The sequence below is a fragment of the Chitinimonas taiwanensis DSM 18899 genome (assembly GCF_900119825.1).
Lineage (GTDB): Bacteria > Pseudomonadota > Gammaproteobacteria > Burkholderiales > Chitinimonadaceae > Chitinimonas > Chitinimonas taiwanensis.
In genome coordinates this window covers 70,801-86,807 of sequence record NZ_FPKR01000006.1, presented here as the reverse complement: position 1 = coordinate 86,807, position 16,007 = coordinate 70,801, and the positions used below count along the sequence as shown (strand labels likewise).

The 16,007-nt window shown below is 64.6% G+C and carries 11 protein-coding genes; 5 read left to right on the top strand and 6 right to left on the bottom strand.

All coding sequences use genetic code 11. The features are described 5' to 3' along the window. The first annotated feature begins 35 nt into the window (after nt 1–35). The 4 genes from gltB to BT173_RS08640 all read left to right on the top strand — a co-directional run bounded on the left by gltB (nt 36) and on the right by BT173_RS08640 (nt 8,642). Nucleotides 36–4,490: a glutamate synthase large subunit gene (gltB, locus tag BT173_RS08655; protein ID WP_072428252.1), complete on the top strand. Its 4,455-nt coding sequence runs from the start codon at nt 36–38 to the stop codon at nt 4,488–4,490. A gap of 133 nt (nt 4,491–4,623) precedes the next feature. Next, nucleotides 4,624–6,036, top strand: coding sequence for a glutamate synthase small subunit GltD family protein (locus BT173_RS08650; protein ID WP_072428251.1), 1,413 nt, complete (start codon nt 4,624–4,626; stop codon nt 6,034–6,036). A 116-nt stretch (nt 6,037–6,152) separates the two neighbouring features. After that, nucleotides 6,153–6,887, top strand: a complete 735-nt coding sequence (locus BT173_RS08645) for a transporter substrate-binding domain-containing protein (RefSeq protein ID WP_072428418.1) — start codon at nt 6,153–6,155, stop codon at nt 6,885–6,887. A 138-nt stretch (nt 6,888–7,025) separates the two neighbouring features. Next, the gene (locus BT173_RS08640) at nt 7,026–8,642 is read left to right on the top strand and encodes a methyl-accepting chemotaxis protein (protein WP_139256103.1); all 1,617 of its coding nucleotides are present in this window, start codon (nt 7,026–7,028) and stop codon (nt 8,640–8,642) included. Between the two features lie 52 nt (nt 8,643–8,694). Here the strand turns inward: BT173_RS08640 and BT173_RS08635 are convergent, their stop codons facing one another. The 5 genes from BT173_RS08635 to BT173_RS08615 form a co-directional block, all read right to left on the bottom strand. Continuing rightward, entirely contained in the window at nt 8,695–9,255 is a 561-nt protein-coding gene (locus tag BT173_RS08635) for a DUF2059 domain-containing protein (RefSeq protein WP_072428249.1), read from the bottom strand. Between the two features lie 192 nt (nt 9,256–9,447). Continuing rightward, a complete protein-coding gene (gene rfbD, locus BT173_RS08630; protein ID WP_072428248.1) occupies nt 9,448–10,323 on the bottom strand; it encodes a dTDP-4-dehydrorhamnose reductase in 876 nt (291 codons plus the stop codon). A gap of 51 nt (nt 10,324–10,374) precedes the next feature. Continuing rightward, nucleotides 10,375–11,841 carry an exodeoxyribonuclease I gene (gene sbcB / locus BT173_RS08625; RefSeq protein WP_072428247.1) on the bottom strand — a complete coding sequence of 489 codons (1,467 nt, stop codon included), beginning with the start codon at nt 11,839–11,841 and terminating at the stop codon, nt 10,375–10,377. A gap of 100 nt (nt 11,842–11,941) precedes the next feature. Then, nucleotides 11,942–12,814 carry a dienelactone hydrolase family protein gene (locus tag BT173_RS08620; RefSeq protein WP_217651433.1) on the bottom strand — a complete coding sequence of 291 codons (873 nt, stop codon included), beginning with the start codon at nt 12,812–12,814 and terminating at the stop codon, nt 11,942–11,944. Between the two features lie 49 nt (nt 12,815–12,863). Further along, a complete protein-coding gene (locus tag BT173_RS08615; RefSeq protein WP_072428246.1) occupies nt 12,864–13,787 on the bottom strand; it encodes a DMT family transporter in 924 nt (307 codons plus the stop codon). 351 nt (nt 13,788–14,138) lie between these two features. Between BT173_RS08615 and BT173_RS08610 the strand changes: the two genes are divergently transcribed. Next, the gene (locus tag BT173_RS08610) at nt 14,139–14,912 is read left to right on the top strand and encodes a PEP-CTERM sorting domain-containing protein (protein ID WP_072428245.1); all 774 of its coding nucleotides are present in this window, start codon (nt 14,139–14,141) and stop codon (nt 14,910–14,912) included. Between the two features lie 75 nt (nt 14,913–14,987). Here BT173_RS08610 and BT173_RS08605 read toward each other — a convergent pair whose 3' ends face one another. Beyond that, a complete protein-coding gene (locus BT173_RS08605; RefSeq protein ID WP_072428244.1) occupies nt 14,988–15,944 on the bottom strand; it encodes a histone deacetylase family protein in 957 nt (318 codons plus the stop codon). Nucleotides 15,945–16,007 lie beyond the last annotated feature (63 nt).

Sequence of the window (16,007 nt, the reverse complement as noted above, 5' to 3'; positions counted from 1 at the left end):
GCATGCCGCCTCGCACGTACACGGGTATCACGCATATGGATGACAGACAGCGCCGCCTTGAAGGTACGCTCTACCGCCCCAGCTTCGAGCAGGATTCCTGCGGCTTCGGCTTGATTGCGAATATGGACGACAAGCCCTCGCACTGGCTTGTCTCGACGGCGATTTCCTCGCTGGCCAATCTGACCCACCGCGGTGCGGTGGCGGCCGACGGCAAATCGGGCGATGGTTGCGGCCTTTTGTTCCGCAAGCCGGACAGCTTCCTGCGCACCGTGGCGCGCGAGAAGGGCTTCGAGCTCGCCGCGCACTACGCGGCCGGCCTGGTGTTCCACAGTGCCGATCTGGAGGCCGGTAAGGTCTCGCTGGCCAATCTGAAAGCCCAGCTGGAAGAGCAGGGCCTGGAAGTGGCTGGTTTCCGCACCGTGCCGACCGATACCCGTGCTTGCGGCGAATACGCGCTGAAGACCCTGCCGGCGATTGCCCAGGTCTTCGTCAACTGCCCGGCCAATATGGATGCGGCCAGCTTCGAGCGTCGCCTGTATATCGGCCGCCGCCTGGCCGAGAAGGCCAATAAGGCCGATGCGAGCTTCTATGTGCCGACGCTGTCGGCGCACACCATGAGCTATAAGGGCCTGGTCACGCCCGAAAACCTGCCGGTGTTCTTCCCCGATCTGCAGGACGAGCGTTTCACCTCCAGCCTCGCGGTATTCCACCAGCGTTTCAGCACCAATACCTGGCCGCAGTGGAAGCTGGCGCAGCCGTTCCGCTATGTGGCGCACAACGGCGAAATCAACACGATTTCCGGTAACCGCTCCTGGGCGCGTGCGCGCGAAGCCATCATGGCCTCGCCGCTGATTCCGAATATGGACGATATCCGCCCCATCGTGCAGACCGACGGTTCGGACTCGATGAGCCTCGACAATATGCTCGAGGGCCTGTTGATGGGCGGTATCGACTTCTTCCGCGCGCTGCGCCTCTTGGTGCCGCCCGCCTGGCAGAACGTGGATACCACCGACAAGGAACTGCGCGCCTTCTACGAATACAACTCCATGCATATGGAGCCGTGGGACGGCCCGGCCGGCATCGTGCTGACCAATGGCCGTTACGCCGGCTGCATGCTGGACCGCAACGGCCTGCGTCCGGGCCGCTATGTGCTGACGCGCGACCGTCACCTGACCATCTCGTCCGAGATCGGCGTGTGGCCGTACAAGCCTGAGGATGTGGTCAAGAAGGGCCGCGTGCGTCCCGGCCAGATCATTGCCGTCGACCTGCAGTCGGGCCAGCTTTTGCTGCCGCATGAGATCGACGCCAAGCTCAAGGCCGCCCACCCGTACCGGCGCTGGATCAAGCAGTATGCAAACCGCCTCGAGCTGTCGATGGACGAGGATGGTGGCCGCCCCGAGCTGAGCCGCGAGCAGCTGAATGTGTTCCAGAAGCACTTCCAGGTCAGCTTCGAAGAACGCGATGCGGTGATCCGCGTGCTGGCCGAGGATGCGCAGGAAGCGGTCGGCTCAATGGGTGATGACACCCCAATGGCGGTGCTCAGCCAGCGCGTGCGCTCGCCGTTCGACTATCTGCGTCAGCAGTTCGCCCAGGTCACCAACCCGCCGATCGACCCGATCCGCGAAGCGGTGGTGATGTCGTTGAACACGGTGTTCGGCTCGGAGAAGAATATCTTCGAGGAGACAGCCGACCACGCCAAGCGCATCGAGGTGAGCAGCCCGATTCTCAGCTACGAGAAGTTCAAGCTGCTGACCAGCCAGGCCGATGAGCAATTCCGCGCGCAGACCTTCGACCTGTGCTACGACCCGAGCCAGCTCGATCTGAAGGGCGCGATTGCTACGCTGTGTGAGCAGGTGGTGGCGGCCTCGAAGGCTGGCGTGGCGATTGCCGTGCTGACCGACCGCCATATCGCCAAGGATAGATTGCCGATTCATGCGCTGTTCGCCACCGGCGCCGTGCACACGGCCCTGGTCAATAGCGGCCTGCGCTGCAAGACCAATCTGCTGATCGACACCGCCACCGCGCGTGACCCGCACCAGTTCGCCTGCCTGATCGGCTATGGCGCGACCGCGGTTCACCCCTATCTGGCTTACGAGGTGATCGCCGACCTGATCAAGACCGGCTCGGTGAACGAAAAGCCGTCCGAGGCGATGAGCAAGTTCCGCAAGGGCATCAACAAGGGCCTCCTGAAGGTGCTGTCCAAGATGGGCATTTCCACCGTGGCGTCCTATCGCGGTGCCCAGCTGTTCGAGGCGGTCGGCATTGCCGACGAGATCGTCGAGACCTGCATGCCGTTTACGGTCAGCCGTATTGGCGGCGCCAACTTCGCCGACTTCGAAGCGGACATGAAGCAGCTGTCCAAGCTGGCCTTCAATGCCATGCGCCCGATCTCGCAAGGCGGCTTGCTCAAGTATGTGTTTGGTGAGGAGTACCACGCCTACAACCCCGATGTGGTCATGCAGCTGCAAAAAGCGGTGCAGAACGGCGATTACGCCGAATACCTGCGCTATGCCGAGCTGGTGAATACCCGCCCGGTGGCCATGCTGCGCGACCTGATGCAGCTGAAGATCGACCCGGCCCAGTCGATTGCCATCGACGAGGTCGAGCCACTCGAGGCGATTCTCAAGCGTTTCGACTCGGCCGGCATGTCGCTCGGCGCGTTGTCGCCCGAGGCGCACGAGGCGCTGGCCGAAGGCATGAACCGCCTCGGTGGCCGCTCCAATAGCGGTGAGGGCGGTGAAGACCCGGCCCGTTACGGCACGGTCAAGATGTCCAAGATCAAGCAGGTGGCCTCGGGCCGCTTTGGCGTGACCCCGCACTATCTGGTCAATGCCGAAGTGCTGCAGATCAAGGTGGCCCAGGGCGCCAAGCCCGGCGAAGGCGGCCAGCTGCCCGGCGATAAGGTGAGCGGCCTGATCGCCCGCCTGCGCCACGCCAAGGAAGGCATCAGCCTGATCTCGCCACCGCCGCACCACGATATCTATTCGATTGAAGACCTGGCCCAGCTGATCTTCGACCTCAAGCAGGTCAACCCCAGTGCGCTGGTGTCGGTCAAGCTGGTGGCCGAACCCGGCGTGGGCACGGTGGCGGCCGGCGTGGCCAAGGCCTATGCCGACCTGATCACCATTTCCGGCTACGACGGCGGCACCGGTGCCTCGCCGCTGTCTTCGGTGAAATACGCCGGCTCGCCCTGGGAACTCGGCCTGACCGAAGCCCAGCAGGTGCTGCGTGCCAACGGCCTGCGCGGCCGCGTGCGCGTGCAGACCGACGGTGGCCTGAAGACCGGTCTCGATGTGATCAAGGCCGCCATCATGGGCGCCGAGAGCTTCGGCTTCGGCACTGGCCCGATGGTGGCGCTGGGCTGCAAATTCCTGCGCATCTGCCATCTGAATAATTGCGCGACCGGCGTAGCCACCCAGGAAATCAAGCTGCGTTCGAAGTACTTCACCGGCCTGCCCGAGATGGTGGTCAATTACTTCACCTTCATCGCGCGCGAAACCCGCGAGTGGATGGCCAAGCTGGGCGTGCGCAGCATGGAAGAGCTGATCGGCCGCGCCGACTTGCTCGAACTGCTGCAAGGCGAGAGCGAGCGCCAGGGCAAGCTGAACCTCGGCGTGCTGCTCAGCCAAGGCACGATTGCCGCCGACGAGCCGCGCTTCTGCACCTCGGCCAGCAACCCGAGCTTTGACAAGGGCGAACTGGCCGAAAAGATGCTCAAGGATGCGTTGCCGGCCATCTCGGCCAAGACGCCGATCACGCTCGAATACAACGTGCGCAATATCAACCGTTCGCTCGGTGCGCGCCTTTCGGGTGAGATCGCCCGCCAGCACGGTGCCGACGGCCTGCCCAATGGCACGCTCGATGTGCGCCTCAAGGGCTCGGCCGGCCAGTCGTTTGGTGTGTGGAATGCCAAGGGTCTGCAGCTGACCCTGGAAGGCGATGCCAACGACTATGTGGGCAAGGGCATGAACGGCGGCCGTCTGGTCGTGTACCCGCCCAAGGAAGTCATGTACCAGCCGCACGAAGGCACCATCATCGGCAACACCTGCCTGTATGGCGCGACCGGTGGTGAGCTGTTCGCCTCCGGCCTCGCCGGCGAGCGCTTCGCCGTGCGTAACTCGGGTGCGCTGGCGGTGGTCGAGGGCCTGGGTGACCACGGTTGCGAATACATGACTGGGGGGTGCGTGATTGCCCTGGGTCAGACCGGCATCAACTTCGGCGCCGGCATGACTGGGGGCTTTGCCTTCGTCTACGACCGCGACGAGAAGTTTGCCTATCGCTACAACAACGAGCTGATCGATATCCATCTTATCAACGGCGAGGCCATGGGCCAGCACCGTGCGTTCCTGAAGGAAAAGATCGAACAGCACGTCGCGCTGACCGGCTCGGTCATCGGTGCCCAGATCCTGGAAGACTTCGACGACTACGTCGATTACTTCTGGCTGGTGAAACCGAAGGCCGCCAAGCTCGATAGCCTGTTGAAAGACTAGTGAGGGGTGAGGGGTGAGGAGTGAGGTGTCAAAACCGCTCTTCGACCTCTGCCCTGTGAAGATCAAATGATGTGTGAGCGCCAACGGGCTTAGCCCTGCCGCCTCACACCTCACACCTCACAAGGAGCCCGCCATGGGCGACGTATTCAAGTTCCTGAACCTGCCGCGCGATCCGGGCGCCAAGTTCGAAGCCGAGTTTCGGCGCAGCAAGTTCATTGAAATCTATGCCCCATTGCCCAAGAGCGATGCGGCCGACCAGGCCGGTCGTTGCCTGAGCTGTGGCAACCCCTACTGCGAGTGGGAATGCCCGGTCCACAACTACATCCCGAACTGGCTGAAGCTGGTGCAGGAAGGCAAGTTGTTCGAAGCGGCGGAAATGAGCCACAAGACCAACTCGCTGCCCGAGATCTGCGGCCGTGTCTGCCCGCAGGACCGCCTGTGCGAAGGCGCATGTACGCTGAACCAGGGCGGCTTTGGCGCGGTCACCATCGGCTCGGTGGAGAAGTACATCACCGATGAGGCCTTCAAGCAGGGCTGGCGGCCGGATATGAGCCAGGTGGTGAAGACCGACAAGCAGGTCGCCATCATCGGCGCCGGCCCGGCCGGTCTCGCCGCGGCCGACATCCTGGTGCGCAATGGCGTGAAGCCGGTGGTGTTCGACCGCTACGAGGAAATCGGCGGCCTGCTCACCTTCGGCATCCCGGAGTTCAAGCTGGAAAAAGAAGTGATCCGCACCCGTCGCGCCATCATGGAAGACATGGGCGTGGAATTCCGCCTGAACACCGAGATCGGCCGCGATGTGGATTTCGACACCCTGCTCAAGGACTACGATGCCGTGTTCATGGGTATGGGCGCCTATCAGTATCTGAAGGGCGGCTTTCCGGGTGAGAACCTGCCGGGCGTGATCGAGGCCTTGCCCTTCCTGGTCAATAATATCCGCCAGCGCATGGACACCCTGCCCGAGGGCGAGGCGCATCTGAGCATGGCCGGCAAGCAGGTGGTGGTGCTCGGTGGTGGCGATACCGCCATGGACTGCAATCGCACCAGCATCCGCCAGGGCGCGGCCAAGGTCACCTGTGCCTACCGCCGTGACGAGGCGAATATGCCTGGCTCCAAGCGCGAGGTGCAGAACGCCAAGGAAGAAGGCGTCGAGTTCCTCTGGAACCGTCAGCCGGTCGAGATCGTGCAGCGCGGTAGCAAGCTGGGCGTCAAGCTGGTGACCACCCAGCTGGGCGAGCCGGATGCCAAGGGCCGTCGCGCACCGGTGGTAGTGGCCGGTTCGGAAGAGATCATCGAATGCGACCATGTGATCGTCGCCTTCGGTTTCCAGGTCCAGCCCGAATCGTGGTTTGCCAAGCATGGCATCAGCACCGACGAGCGCGGCCGCACCGTGGCGCGCGAACGCCAGACCTATAAGCACCAGACCAGCAACCCCAAGGTGTTTGCCGGTGGTGACCAGGTGCGCGGTGCCGACCTCGTGGTGCGCGCGGTCTTCGAAGGCCGTCAGGCTGCCGAGGGCATGCTCGCCTATCTGGGCGTCTGGTAAGCGCCTTGCGCGTGGCCTGCCTGAAAAAAGCCGTAGTCGCCCCGCGCGACTGCGGCTTTTTCACATCTTGCGTCGAGCTGGCCAAGCGCCGCGCACCGCCACGCTATGATGCCGCCATGCGCCTGATTTTCGCCCTGCTGCTGGCCTTGCCGCTCAGCAGCCTTGCCAGCCAGCTGGTCACGGTCGAGTACCGCGACAAGCCCCCGTATAGCTATACCGAGGACGGTAAGCCGCGCGGCTTCCTGCTCGAGCGCACGGTGGCGATCTTCCGCCGTGCCAATGTGCCGGCCGTGTTTGCCGAGGTGCCGGTCAAGCGCATCACCGCCGATATCCAGGCCAATCTGCGCCCCATCTGTTCGCCCAGCTGGTACAAGCTACCCGAGCGCGAAGCCTATGCGCGCTTTTCGCTCGCCATCCATCAGGACAAACCGCATGTGGTGCTGGCCGCGCCCCATGCCGTGGCGGCGGTGCGCAAGCATCGCCAGCTGAACAGCCTGTTTGCCGATGCCAGCCTGACCGCCGGCGTGGTGGAGGGCGTGTCCTACGGGGCCGAGCTCGATGCGCTGATCAATGGCGCGGCCAAGCCACCGATGCGTGCCGTGGTTGCCCCCTTGCAGCTGGCGCGCATGCTGGCCTCGCGCCGCGCCGATTTCATGCTCATCGACCAGGAAGACCTTGCTTATCTGAACGAGCATTCCGAGCTGAGCACGCTCGGCCTCGTGCGCATTGAGCTGACCGGCATGCCGGCCGGGCTCAAGCGCTATCTGATGTGCAGCAAGCAGCTCGACGCCGCCACCCTGGCGCGCCTCGACCAGGCGATCCGCATCCTGCTACCCGGGCTGAACCCCTGAAACGCTGTCATTTCGCGCGCTTTGACGCATTCTGGCTTGCGTGACCACGCCGTTGATCGGCTGACACGCCAATTTCACCTTGCGACCTCGGCACCTGCCTAGATTGAAGACTTGGTCTTCAACCAGGAGGAAGTCGCCGTGAAAATAAAACATAAACTCAGTTTGCTGGCCGGTAGCCTGATCGCCATCAATCTCTTGCTGGCCGCGCTCTGTCTGTACTGCCTGCGCGATGGCGCGCGCCTGTTCGAGACCACCATCGCCGACCGGGTCATGCCCCTAGTGCAGCTGAAGGCAGTGTCGGATATGTATGCGATCAATATCGTTGATACCGTGCACAAGGTGCGCAGTGGCGTGCTGGCACCCGCGCAGGGCGCGGCCAATCTGGCCGAGGCCGATCGGCAGATTGCCGAGCAATGGCGCGTCTACCGCGCCACCACGCTGACCCCCGAGGAAAGCCGCCTGGTCGCCCAGGCCGATCTGGCCATGCAGGCCGCGGCGCCCAGCCTCGCAGCGCTGCGGCCCTTGCTGCGCAACGGCGATCTGGCTGGGCTGGACGGCTTTGCCCAGCAGCAGCTCTATCAGCGCATCGACCCGATTACTGGCGCGGTCGACCAGCTGATCAAATTGCAGCTCGGGGTAGCCGAGCAGAACTTTGCCGCCTTCCAGGTCAACCATCGCGGCGCGCTATGGGGCGGTGCCGGCTTCGTGCTGCTGGCCACCCTGTTCGGCCTTGGGCTGTCGGCCTGGATACTGCGCTCGCTGCTGCGCGACCTGGGTGGCGAGCCGGCAGAGATGCGTGTGGCGGCACAGCGCATCGCCCATGGCGACCTTGCCTCGCGCGTGGCGGTGCCGGCCGAACAGGGTGGCAGCCTGGCGGCGGCCATGGAAACCATGCGCGTGCAGCTGGCTACCCTGGTGGAAAACATCCAGTCCTCGGCCGAGCAACTGGTTAGCGATGCCAAGCAGACGCGCCAGAACAGCCATGCCGTGCACGCCTCGGCCGGCGAGCAGAGCGATGCGGCCGGGCGCATGGCGGCCGCCATGGAAGAGCTGTCCACCGGGATTTCCCATCTGAGCGATTACGCCGGTTTTGCCTTCGAGCTGGCTACCAGCTCGGGCGAGCAGGCCGAGCAGGGCGCCAGCGTGGTCGAGGCGCTGCAGCGCGAGATGCACGAGGTACTCGCCCATGCCGAAGGGGTGACCGAGACGGTGACCCGGCTTGATTCGCATAGTGCGGCGATAGGGCGCATCGCGGCGGTGATCCAGGATATCGCCGGCCAGACCAATCTCTTGGCCCTGAATGCCGCCATCGAGGCCGCACGGGCCGGCGAGCAGGGGCGTGGCTTTGCCGTGGTGGCGGACGAGGTACGCAAGCTGGCCGAGCGCACGACCACGGCTACCCAGGAAATCCAGCAGACGCTGGAAACCATTACCGGCACCACCAGCGAGGCGAGCTTGCGCATGCGCCAGAGTCTGAGTCAGACAGCGCAGGCGCTGGAGCATGTGGAACGCAGCAAGGATGTACTGGAACAGCTGCGCAACAGCGCACGCGAGACGCGTGCGGCCATGGCCAAGGTGTCCGATGCGCTGGCCGAGCAAAATGCGGCTGGGCAGGAGATCGCGGTGAATGTGGAGCGGATTGCGCTGATGAGCGACAAGGCGTTCTCCGCCTCGCGTGAGATCAATCTGGCCGTGGACCAGAATGCCGCGCTGGCGGAAAGCCTGCGCGGCGCGGCCGTGCGCTTCAGTTGCTAGCGGCCGGGCTTCAGCATAGGGGCGGCGCGGCTGGCCGCCCCGCGGCTCGGCCTCAGGACTGCGGCTTGTCGAGCTTTTGCTGCAGGCGCTGCGCCGATTCACGCATCTGCTCGCGTACCAGCGGCATGACCTTGCCCATCACCATACGCATGCTCTCGCCGCTGATCTGCGGCATCAGGCGCAGCGACTTCTGCCCGGTCGGAGTGCGGTAGAAGGCGGTGATATCGCGGATCTCGGCGGTCTCGAAGTGCTTGCCATAGATTTCGAAGGTCGCCTCATCCATCAGCGCGGGTAGATTGGCCTTGTTCAGGGCATTGCGCATATCGGCCATCAGCAGTGGCAGCTCGGTCTCCACGCGCTGGCGCGCCGCGGCTTTCTGTTCTGCGTTCAGCTTGGCATCGCGCTCGATGTGCTGCAGCGCTTGCATGCGGATCGCTGCCTGCGCCTGGTTACTCATCTGCTCGATCATCTGCGGCAGCGCGGCCTTCATATTGCTGACCGCGATCATCTCCTGGATGGCCTTCTTCTTATCGGCCGGCAGCGGGTCGGCCGCCTGGCCGGGTAGCGCGCTGGCAGCAAACAGCGCCAGGGCAAGGTAGAGCGGCTTTTTCATGGTGGTGCTCCGTGATTTAAGGAGATGCTCATTACTTCCGTAATCGCGCCTTAGCGCGGTTCCCCCGCGGCGGCGGGGGCGGAGGGGGTGGAATAAAACAGGGAGGAATCATTGCGTTGGCACTCTCGGTTAGCACCCGGCTCCGCCGGGTGGTGAGCTGCCCCTCGTCTTCTCTGGTATGTCAGCATTTCCCTAGCGGGGGGTGTCGGCAAAGCACTGCGCCAGCGCATCCTGCCAGCTGGGCGGCACCAGGCCAAAGGTCTGCTCAAGCCGGCTTAGATCGAGGCGCGAGTTCTTCGGCCGGCGGGCCGGGGTCGGATAGTCCTCGGTGGCGATGCCATTCAAGGTCTTGGGCACGGTGTCGCCGCGTGCCTGGGCCAGCGCGAAGATGGCCTCGGCAAAGCCGTGCCAGCTTGTGCTGCCACTATTGACCAGATGGTAGGTGCCGCTGACGGCGGCCCAGTCTGGCCGGCTGGCCACGATATGGCTGCTGAGCGCAGCAATGCTGCGGCACCAGGTGGGCGCGCCGATCTGGTCGGCGACGATATTCATGCTCTCGCGTTCGCGGCCGAACTTGAGCATGGTGAGCAGGAAGTTCTTGCCGCGCGCGCCATACACCCAGCTGGTGCGCAGGATCAGGTGATCGCAGCCGCTGGCGCGAATTGCTTCCTCGCCGGCCAGCTTGCTGGCGCCATACACATTGGGCGGCGCCACCGGGTCGCTCTCGCGCCAGGCCTGCTCGCCCTCACCCGAGTACACATAGTCGGTCGAGTAGTGGATCAGCGGAATACCGAGGCGGCGCGCTTCCTCGGCCAGCACACCCGGCGCAGTGGCATTGATCGCATAGGCGGCGTCCGGTTCGCTCTCGGCCTTGTCCACCGCGGTATAGGCGGCCGGGTTGACGATCAACGTAGGCTTGAGCGCGCGCACCGCGGCACGGAGGGCATCGGGGTCGGCTAGGTTCAGGCTGGCACTGCTCGGGGCATGAATGGTGCCCAGGCCTTGCAGGCTGCGCTGCAGCTCGTGGCCTACCTGGCCGTTCACGCCGGTCAGCAGGATGGTATGCATGGCTCTCCTTGGTATCGGTCGGTTCTATACAGCGGCCCGTGTTGGCCGGGCTTAAAGCAAGTCTTCGGTCTGCTGCTCGGCAAATGCTTCCAGCGCGTCGAGCAGGGCCTGCGCGCGTTCATCCTCGCTGCGCTGCTCGCGCAGGGCCGCCAGCTTTTCGTGCAGGGTATCGAGGTTCAGGTAGCCGTGCGCGCCGTCCAGCAGACGAGCGCTGCGGTGCGCCAGCCAGCGCGCCTGCTCGGCCTCGTTGAGGGTTTCGGGCCAGTTGCGCGCGCGGTAACGGTAGACGAGCTCCTCAAGGCGGCTGTCCTTGAAGTTGAGCGCCATGCCGGCCAGCTGGCTGGGGCTGGCGGCGCGGCATTGTTCGAGCAGGCGGCGGTCAGGGTCGGCGATAAAGCCGTCGTACAGCGCCTCGTCCACATCGCGCGCGGCCAAGTTCTGCTCGCGGCTGTACACCTGCTTGAGCTTGTTGGCGAGGCTCACGCCGTGCTGGGCCAGCAGGCCGGCCAGCTTGCTGGCATTGGCGCGGCCATGGTGCAGGTCGATCTGCAGCTGCTCGGCGCGCTCGGCGCTCAGCACCTTCAGATTGCCCACCACCACCGGCGATTTGTTCAGATGCACGGTCTTGATGGGGATGCGGGTTTCGCCCTCGGCCAGCTCGCTGCTGCGCGTGAACAGGCGGCGGCGTAGGGTGTCGGCATCCAGGTCGAACAGCTCGGCTGGATCGTGCTGCAAGTCCCACACCGGCACCTCGTTCTTGTTGACCGGGTGCGCGGCTATGGCCGCCACCAGGGCCAGGCAGCCCTGGCTGGCGGGATACATGCCCGACACATGCAGCAAGGGCCGGCCATCGTAGGCGCCAATCTCCTCGGCCACCGCCTCTTTCTTGCGCAGCTTGAAGCAGAAGTCGAACAGGCGTGGCTGCTGTTGCTTGATCAGGCGCGCCAGGGCAATCGTGGCGCGCACATCGCTGAGCGCATCGTGGGCGGCCTCGTGCGCCAGACCATTCGCTTGGCTCAGCTGTTCGAGCTTGAAGCTGACCAGGCCGCTCTCGTCCTCGCGCTGCGGCCAGACGATGCCCTCGGGCCGAAACGCATAGGTGGCGCGCACGCAGTCAAGTAGGTCCCAGCGCGAGCAGCCCTGCTGCCATTCACGCCCATAGGGGTCGATGAGGTTGCGCCAGAACAGGTGGCGGCTCAGCTCATCGTCGAAGCGCAGGGTGTTGTAACCGAGGCCGCAGGTGCCGGGCGTGGCCAGTTCGGCATGGATGCGTGCCACGAACTCGGCTTCCGGCAGGCCGCGCGTGGCCGCCTGCTGCGGGGTGATGCCGGTGATCAGGATGGATTCCGGATCGGGCAGGAAGTCATTGCTGGGTTGGCAGAACCATTCGACCGGCGTGCCGATCTCGTTCAGCTCGAGGTCGGTGCGGATGCCGGCAAACTGCGCCGGGCGGTCGCGCTGTGGGCGGATGCCGAAGGTTTCGTAGTCGTGCCAGAAGAAGCTGGGTTGCGCGGACATGGGGCGAGGCCGGAACGGAATGGCGGCACTCTAGGCCGGCTTGGCCCGCGCGGCAATGCCGCGCGTGGCCAGGCGTGAAAAATCGCCGCGCGCGGGCGCCTTAGACGCCGTGCTGCTTGAACCAGGCCAAGAGGCGTTTCCAGCCGTCCTCGGCCGGTTCCTTGCGGTAGCTGGGTCGGTAGTCGGCATGGAAGGCATGCGGCGCATCCGGGTAGAGGATGATCTCACCCGGCTTGCCAGCCGCCTTCAGTGCGGCACGCATCTTTTCTACCGTATCGTTCGGAATGCCCTGGTCGGCCGAGCCATACAGGCCGAGCACCGGCGCATGCAGCTGGGCCACCACATCGATCGGATGCTTGGGCGTCATGACGCTAGGCTCGCCCACTAGGCGCCCATACCAGGCCACACCGGCCTTCACATCCGGGTTGTGCGCGCTATACAGCCAGGTAATGCGCCCGCCCCAGCAAAAGCCGGTAATCGCCAGGCGCTCGGCATCGGCCGCGCTATGTTCGGCCGCCCAGGCCACGGTCTTGGTCAGGTCGTCCATCACCTGCGCATCGGGCACCTGGTTGACCACGGCGCGGATCGCATTGATATCACTGAGCTTGGATACATCACCCTGGCGCGCATACAGCTCGGGCGCCACCGCCACATAGCCGGCGCGGGCCAGGCGGCGGCAGACGTCGCGCATATGCTCGTGCACGCCGAAGATCTCCTGCACCACCAGCACCATGGGGAAGGGCCCCGTGCCCTGTGGCATGGCGCGGTAGGCGGGCATATCGCCGCCCAGCACTGGAATCTGCACCTCGCCGGCCACCAGGCCATCGGTCGGGGTGCTGATCACCTCGGCCTGGGCATCCGGCAGCACGGCTAGCGCAAAGCCGGTGGCCAGCGAGGCGGTGACGAATTCACGGCGACTAAACTCGGTCTTGGGCATCAGGCCCAGGTCTTCGGGGTGCACGGCTGGCTTCATGCGGCTCTCCTGGTTGAAGTTGGAACGACCCATGGGCAGCAGACCGCCCTCATGGGGATTTGGTTTCCGGCTGGGCAAGGACGTGTGGCCGCAGGCTGCCCAGCAAGAGGCCGGCAAAGATACCGGCCATGCCTAGCGCATGGAACCATTCGAAGCGCTCGCCCAGGAAGGCCATCGCGAGCAGGGTGCCGAATACCGGCATCAGGTGGATGAAGCTGCCCGCCTGCGCCGGCCCCACGCGCGCAACCCCATAGTTGTAGAACAGATAGGCGAGCACCGAGGGAAAGATGCCCACGTACAGGAAGGTGGCCAGATTGCCCCAGCTGGGCGCGACCCGCGCGCCGCTCAGCCATTCCCAGCCGGCGAAGGGGGCGATGCACACGAGGCCAATGGCGGTGATGGTGAGCAGCAGGCCGAAACGGTCGATACGCGGGTCGAGGCGCCGCAGCAGCAGCGTGTAGACCGCCCAATCCAGGGCCGCCAACAGAAGCAGCAGGTCGCCGCGATTCAGGTCGAGCGCCAGCAGGCGGCCCAGCTCGCCATGGCTGAAGATGGTCATCACCCCCAGAAAGCTGATCAGCACGCCGAGCGCCTGACGCGCGCTGAACGGTTCGCGCAGAAAGAGCGCGCCCAGCGGCAGGATCAGGATGGGAATGAAGCTATTGGTCAGCACCGCATTGGTGGCACTGGTGAAGTGCAGGCCGGCATAGGCCAGCGAATTGAAACCGGCGATGCCGATGGCGCCGAGTAAGACCACCCGGCCCCATTGCGCGCGCAGCAGCGCGCGGTCACGCCAGGCGCGTGCGCTGGCAAAGGGCAGCAGGATGGCCAGCGCAATCGCCCAGCGTCCGAAGCTGAGTGCCAGCGGTGGAATGGCTGCATGGGTGGCGCGCGCCACCACGAAATTGCCCGACCAGAACAGGCTGGTCAGCGTGAGCAGCAGATAGGCGAGGGCGGGAGAACGCGCAGGCATGGGAGCTTTCGCAGAAGGGCCGATGCGGAGTGTAACGGCTTGTCCGGCGCCTGCCCGGCGGTGGCGGTTTATATCTTTGCGGGCAGCGCTGCCTGGCAGCGGTGTCGCACTTCAGCCGGCTGGCTAGTCCGGCTTCTGCCAGCTGGGCTAACTGTCGGAAAACTTTACAAAATCATCGTGTTAAAAAGTTAGAAAAATCCATTTCCATTATTAATCAAACACTAAAACTCCCTGGCCTGGTCCGTGCTTTAGCTGGCCGCTTCGGCCGCCCGGCACGCAATCGATGCTGGGCGGCGGTTTGCAGCACAGGCCACTGCGCTGGCCACTATCAAAATAAACAGGGAGTAATAGATGAAGCGTTATCTGGCGTACTGCTTTGCCGCGATTGCCGCGGTTTCCATCACGGCCCAGGCGGCCACCATCAGCTATATCACCGACAGCAGCGAGCCCTGGGGCCAGGCTGGCGGCGTGAATGGCATGAACCAGGTCTTCGGTGCCGGCAACTGGACCCGCCTGACTTTTGCCAATGCCCTGGCCAGCGGTGCCTATGGCTACGATGCGCTGTATCTGGATGGCGGCGCTGCCAATACGGCCGGTTTCCAGAACTTCATCAATGCCAACCGTGCCGGCCTGGAAAGCTATGTGGCCAATGGCGGCTCGCTGTTCCTGAATGCTGCGCGCTGGGGCGGCCTGAATGGCTTCGATCTCGGCTTCGGCGTCCGTCTGAATAATGGCGGTTCGAGCGTGGCCCATATCGCGCCAGGCCAGGCCGGCAATGCGATCTTCGTCGGTACCAATAGCAGCTGGCTAGGCTCGTCCTTCTCACACGATTATCTGACCGGCGCCGGACTGACCGCGCTGATCAACGATGGCGCCGAGCGTGCCATCCTGGCCGAGCTCAGCTATGGTAGCGGACGCGTGCTGTTCGGCGGCCTGACCCTGGCTTTCTTCGGCCAGCATGGCGGCTGGTCGGCTGATACCGGGCTGCTGCGCAACAATATCCTGTTGTCGGTCGGCAATGCCGCTAACCCGCTGGTCAACGATGTGCCTGAACCGGCTTCGGCCGGCCTGCTGGGCATCGCCCTGCTCGGCCTCTACCTGGTGCGCCGCCGCGCCACGCGCTAAGACGTTGCAGTAAAACCAAGCCCCCTGGCGTGCTGGCATGCCAGGGGGCTTGTGCTTTCGGCTTGCCGGCGTGGGCTAGAGGCCGGCCAGCACGCGGATATGCGCGGCCACACTGCGCCCGAGGGCTGAGGGGTCGTAGCCGCCTTCCAGTACCGAGACGATGCGGCCCTGACCATGTTCGGCCGCCACATCCATCAGCCGCTCGGTCACCCAGGCATAGTCGTCCTCCACCAGGCCCATGCTGGCCATCTCGTCCTCGCGATGCGCATCGAAACCGGCCGAGATAAAGATCATCTGCGGCTTGAACTCGGCCAGGCGTGGCAGCCAGTGCTGTTCGACCGCGGCACGAAAATCCTCGCCACGGCTGCCTTGCTTGAGCGGCACATTGACCATATTCGGTCCGCGCGGCTGATCGCCGCTATACGGGTAGAACGGGTGCTGGAAGGTGGACACCATGAGCACCTTTGGGTTGTCGTGGAACAGCTCCTCGGTGCCATTGCCGTGGTGCACATCGAAGTCGGCCACCGCGATGCGCTCGATGCCGCGGCTTAGCGCATGGGCAACGCCCACGGCCAGATTATTGAAGAAGCAAAAGCCCATCGCGCGCTTGGACTCGGCATGGTGGCCGGGCGGACGCACGGCGCAGAAGGCATTCGCCGCGTCGCCATCGATGACCAGATCAGCCGCCTTGACCACCGCGCCGGCGGCCCGCCAGGCGGCACGCAGAGTGTGTGGGCACATGGCGGTATCGGCATCCACATGCACGATGCCCTGGCTGGGTGACAGATGATCGAGCGCTTCCACATAGCGCGGCGGGTGGACCAGGGCCAGCTGCTGGCGCTCGACCAGCGGCGCGTCCACATGCAGTAGATGGTCCCACAGGCCGGCCGCGATCAGCCGGTCCTGAATGGCGGCCAGCCGCTCGGGCGATTCGGGATGATGGCGACCCATATCGTGCAGCGCGCAGTCGGCGTGCGTGATGTAGGCGGTGGGCGATGCGCCGAGGATTTTGCGGGCCAGCCAGCTAAGCAAGGTATGTCTCCCGGGCGCATGCTTTTGATGGCGCCTCTGGCCCACAGTCTAAAGCCGGGGGTG

Coding starts and splice junctions, on each gene's coding strand:
- BT173_RS08645 (WP_072428418.1), top strand. CDS start 6,153: ATGCGCCTGATTTTCGCCCTGCTGCTGGCCTTGCCGCTCAGCAGCCTT.
- BT173_RS08615 (WP_072428246.1), bottom strand. CDS start 13,787: ATGCCTGCGCGTTCTCCCGCCCTCGCCTATCTGCTGCTCACGCTGACC.
- BT173_RS08620 (WP_217651433.1), bottom strand. CDS start 12,814: ATGAAGCCAGCCGTGCACCCCGAAGACCTGGGCCTGATGCCCAAGACC.
- BT173_RS08650 (WP_072428251.1), top strand. CDS start 4,624: ATGGGCGACGTATTCAAGTTCCTGAACCTGCCGCGCGATCCGGGCGCC.
- gltB (WP_072428252.1), top strand. CDS start 36: ATGGATGACAGACAGCGCCGCCTTGAAGGTACGCTCTACCGCCCCAGC.
- sbcB (WP_072428247.1), bottom strand. CDS start 11,841: ATGTCCGCGCAACCCAGCTTCTTCTGGCACGACTACGAAACCTTCGGC.
- BT173_RS08610 (WP_072428245.1), top strand. CDS start 14,139: ATGAAGCGTTATCTGGCGTACTGCTTTGCCGCGATTGCCGCGGTTTCC.
- BT173_RS08635 (WP_072428249.1), bottom strand. CDS start 9,255: ATGAAAAAGCCGCTCTACCTTGCCCTGGCGCTGTTTGCTGCCAGCGCG.
- rfbD (WP_072428248.1), bottom strand. CDS start 10,323: ATGCATACCATCCTGCTGACCGGCGTGAACGGCCAGGTAGGCCACGAG.